Source organism: Frankia sp. CoBUL1 (assembly GCF_978021245.1).
Map to the genome: position 1 here is coordinate 1 of NZ_CDXDOS010000265.1, position 4475 is coordinate 4475.

Sequence of the window (4475 nt, forward strand, 5' to 3'; positions counted from 1 at the left end):
CCGTCACACCACGCGACCTTCGCGCAGCCCTGCACCGGGTACCGGCATCATTGTTGCGCATCCCGATACCGGTGGTTGTCGTCGGGATCGCAGGATCGGGATCGGGTCCGCGACCGGTCTCGATGCTCGGCGCCACCCGGGGTCCGCCACCACTCGGCTCGGCCGGGACGGTCCGGGCGGCGCCGTCGGAGTCCGCACGGTCCGCGGGCCGGTCGGGGGCCTGCGAGGTCGTACATCCGACAACCCGTCGGGAATGCCATGACGCCCGTCACCCGTCACCATCGAAAAGACTGTCCGGGAGGGTTCCGGTCCGTCCGCGCCCACGTCGTGCCAAGGTGGTCCGGCGGGTTCGCGCCGGTGGTGGACGGTGCCGACCCCGGGCGGCGCCACTGGCGCGGGTGATCTCATCCCGGTGGATGAGGGAGGAGGACGCGGCCATGACCTGGCCTCCGGATCGTCCGGAACGGTACGGGCCGACGGCGGGACGCCGGGACGGCGAGCGGCGTGGCCGGTCCGTCCGTGACCCGCGGGACCCACGCCGGGCCCCTGAGGAGGACTGGCCCGTCGGGCAGTGGCCGCGCCGGGAGCACCGGCCGGCTCCGCGGGGTCACGATGATGACGAGCCGCGCGTACCCCCCGGCGCCTACCCCGATCCCTACGCCCGGTACCCCATCGATCACCCGGCGGCCGAGCCCCGGTATGACCGGCCGGCCCCGGAGGGTCCCGCGGCACCCGGGCAGGGCGGCTTACGGCGCGGTCTCACCGCCATGGCCGCGGTGTTGGCGACCCTCGTCCTGATCCTGGCGACCGGTGGCTGGGCCGTGCTGAAGCACTACGACGGTAGGGTGCATCACATCCCGCTGGCCTTCTCCGCCAGCGCGGACCGGCCGGCGTCCGCATCGGGCGGAACGCAGAACATCCTGCTCGTGGGGTCGGACACTCGGACGGGGACCAGCGGCGAGTTCGGCCAGGTCGAGGGGCAGCGGTCGGACACGACCATCCTCGCCCACCTCGACGGCGACGGTTCGACGACTCTCATCTCCTTCCCCCGAGATCTGTGGGTGCGGATCCCCGCGTACACCGACGCGGCGGGCATGCAGCACGCGGCGCAGCGGTCCAAGCTGAACGCCGCCTTCTCCTACGGCGGGCCGTCCCTGCTCGTGGCCACGATCGAGAACCTCACCGGGATCCGGGTCGACCACTACGTCCAGATCGACTTCATCGGCTTCCAGGGGATGACGGACGCCCTCGGCGGGGTCACCGTCTGCATCAAGGAACTTCCCCCCGAGCTGAAGGCACGGGGCTTCGACAACCTGCACGACCATTACTCCGGGTTTTCCGGTCAGGTCGGCGAGAACACGCTGAACGGGGCTCAGGCCCTCTCCTTCGTCCGGCAGCGGTATGGCCTACCTGAGAGCGACATCGACCGCATCCGCCGCCAGCAGCAGTTCCTCGGTGCCGTCTTCCAGCGGATCGCGTCGACGGACACCCTGCTCAACCCGGCGAAGCTGCTCGGGGTGGTCGACTCCGCCACCTCGGCGCTGACGCTCGACGAGGCCACCTCCCTCGCCGACCTCCGGCTTCTCGCGGTGCGGATGCAGTCGATCGGATCGGGCGGCGTCGCGTTCACGACGGTGCCGGCGGCAGCTGGCACCCGCGGGGGGCAGAGCGTCCTAGTTCCTGATCCAGCCCAGCTGGGCGCCTTCCTCAAGCCCTTCGGCGGTCGTGTCGCCGACGGGAGCTCCACCGGCGCACTCTCGGCCGGCGCGGGGGGTGGCTCCTTCGCTGCGGTACCGGTGTCCGCCGCGGCACCGGTGGTCTGGTCCCCGACCAGCGCGGCGGGAAGGTCCGTCCCGGGTGATGCGGGCGGGGTGTCCTGCACCTATTGAGGCGGCCTCAAGGCGTTCAGCGCCGAGTGGCTGCCCCGGCGGCGCGGTGGCTGCTCGTCCAGCGCCGCGTTGAGCTCCGCGCCCAACAACACGGCCAGCGCGGTGATGTAGAAGAACAGCAGCGCCGCCACCGGTGATCCGAGCGAGCCGTAGACCAGTTCGTGACTGAACACGATCTCCAGGTAGTACCGCAGCACGCCGCTGCCCACGAGCCAGCAGACGAGCGCGAGGATCGCTCCGGGCAGCGCCCGCCACCAGGGTCGGCGTACCGGCAGCGAGAGGTGGTACAGCGAGGTCAGCATCGCCAGGGCCACGAGTCCCACGACCGGCCAGTAAAGCAGTGTGATCAGGGTACTGACGAGGGGATGGCGACTGGCGTCGAAGATCCGCGAGATCAGTTCGGGCCCCAGGACCAGCGCAGGCAGGAGGATGACCCCGCTGGCCACTTGGGCGAGAAACAGCCACAGCGCCAGGAGCCGGCTGCGTACCGCCGAGCGTAGCTCGCGCTGGCCGTAGGCGATAGTGATGGTGTTGACGAAGGTCGCCATCGCGGTCGACCCGGTCCACAGGGACAGCACGAAACCGATGGAGATCACATCCGGTCGGCCACGGGAGAGGATCTGGTCGATGGTCGGGCGCACCGCGTCGTCGACCACCGATTCGGTCAGCAGGCCGCCGGCGCCGTGAAGGATACTCTGCCGGGCGCTGTCGAGGGCGTCGGCTCCGATGGCGTCACCGACGTAGCCGAGCGTTCCCAACAACGACAGCAGGAGTGGGGGCAGGGACAGCAGCTGCCAGAATCCCGCCTCGGCCGCAAGCCCCAGGACCCGGTGCCGCCAGGCATTGGTGATGGTCCGGTGGGCCAGTCGCAGGGGTCCTCGGGGCAGCCGGCGGCGCTGGCGATCCAGCCGGTGGAACAGCGTGCTGCGCCGGATGGCGGTCCAGGCCGCGGCGTGACGGTTTCTGGCCCGCGTTAGCAGCCCGGGATTCACCTCGACGACCACCCTGCGCAGTAACACCATCCAGCGGCCGCTCACCGGGGACGATGCCACGGAAGCCAGTGTTTTGTTTCCCGCGGCGGACACGGCCCCCACCGTATGGCCTGGCGTTCCCGGGTGCCGAAGGGCACCCGGGAACGGAGTGGATGACTGCGGCGGAGGCCGCCCGGAGTAACGGATGGGCCGCCGGTCAGCAGCGAGGGAAGTGGTCAGGGATCCTGGATGCACCAAAAGGGACACATCGCTAGATCGTGATGTGCCCCTTCGGGGTGCCTGGGCGGCCGAGTTCAGGACACGCTGAGTTTGTCGGTCTCGTCGTGATACTCAACAGCCATCTCACGCAGCTTCGAGTCGTGCGACTTCGCGTGGTGCCGGCAGAACAGGAGATCGCCGCCCCCGGGCAGCACGACCCGCACGTAGGCCTGGGCACCGCACCGGTCGCAACGATCAAGATTGGTCAGCGTCGGCTTCGTGATAGTCCCTGTCACATCTACTCCAACTGTGTTAGGCGGTCAGATGTTCCAACTGACCATGTGACGGTTTACTCACAGCCGGCTCTCGTGGCGTCGTTGCATCCAGAGCGGCGTGGTGTCCGTGGTCCTCCATACCACGGACGGGTACCCGTCTCGGGCGCCCGGTCGTCTGATCAGGGACGTCGGGCACCGAAGACGATGTCGTCCCATGCTGGCACTGACTTGCGTCCGCGTCGACCGCCTGCCGGACGTTCGTTCCCACGGGCGGTGTTACTCGGGCGTGCCCGTGACGCAGCGGAGGCGCTCGATGTGTCTACGGTCGTCTCGTCGGTCCCGTCCGGCGCATCCTCCGTCCGCGCGGAGGGAGCCTTGGCGGGGGCTTCCCGCCGGGCTGCCGTGCGGCGCGCCCCGGGCGTGGAACCTGTGCCGGATCCGGCGGCTCGGGCGGCTGGTGCCGAGGTCACGGCGGCTGCGGCGGCTGCGGCGGCATCGGTGCCCGCTAGCGCGGCCGGTTCGGCGGGAGCGGATCGCGCTGCCGTACCGGCCTCTGGGGCCGACGGCTCCGGTCCGGCCGGGGCCGCGGCGGCTGTCCCGCCCCGCTCCCCGCCGGCGACGGGAGGCACCTGCGCCGAGCCCGGGACCGGCAGCTTGGCGGCTGCCCCGGTGGGAGACGTGGCGGATGTCACGGGCTGCGGACCGGCCGGCGCGACGGCCGCCCGGGAATGCACTCCTGATCGTCCGGTCCCGGACACGGACCCCACCCTGGGGCGGCTGCCGGGAACGCCTCGCCCCGTCGCGGCCGTCCGGCGAGCGACCTCGCCGCGGATCGGTTCGGGCCGGACGGGACGATCCAGGGACTCGGCTTCCTCGGCCCGGGTGGCCTTCCGCTCCACCGAGCGCGGGTCTCCCGGGGCCGCTGGGTCTGCGGACCGGGCAGGTACGGACCAGGGGGTCACGGATCGGGTGTCCGCGGATCGGGTGTCCGCGACCACGGGTTGCGGTTCGGCCGCCTGGATCGTCTCCGGACGGGTGGGCGACCCGGGTGCCCCGGGTCGCCCACCGCCCGCGGTGTCCCCGGGATATGCGGTGTCCCCGGGATACGACGCGGCCGGGTG

General features: G+C 71.2%; 3 protein-coding genes. 1 reads left to right on the forward strand and 2 read right to left on the reverse strand.

The genetic code is table 11. The features are described 5' to 3' along the window. Positions 1 to 437 precede the first annotated feature (437 nt). The gene (locus AC08OX_RS15255) at positions 438 to 1889 is read left to right on the forward strand and encodes an LCP family protein (RefSeq protein WP_476608422.1); all 1452 of its coding nucleotides are present in this window, start codon (positions 438 to 440) and stop codon (positions 1887 to 1889) included. Here AC08OX_RS15255 and AC08OX_RS15260 read toward each other — a convergent pair. Together AC08OX_RS15260 and AC08OX_RS15265 are read right to left on the reverse strand one after the other, a co-directional pair. Next, positions 1883 to 2974 carry a YihY/virulence factor BrkB family protein gene (locus AC08OX_RS15260; RefSeq protein WP_476608423.1) on the reverse strand — a complete coding sequence of 364 codons (1092 nt, stop codon included), beginning with the start codon at positions 2972 to 2974 and terminating at the stop codon, positions 1883 to 1885. The two genes, AC08OX_RS15255 and AC08OX_RS15260, sit on opposite strands and share 7 nt — an antisense overlap. 200 nt (positions 2975 to 3174) lie before the next feature. After that, positions 3175 to 3375 carry a DUF7455 domain-containing protein gene (locus AC08OX_RS15265; protein ID WP_011437872.1) on the reverse strand — a complete coding sequence of 67 codons (201 nt, stop codon included), beginning with the start codon at positions 3373 to 3375 and terminating at the stop codon, positions 3175 to 3177. Positions 3376 to 4475: the final 1100 nt, after the last annotated feature.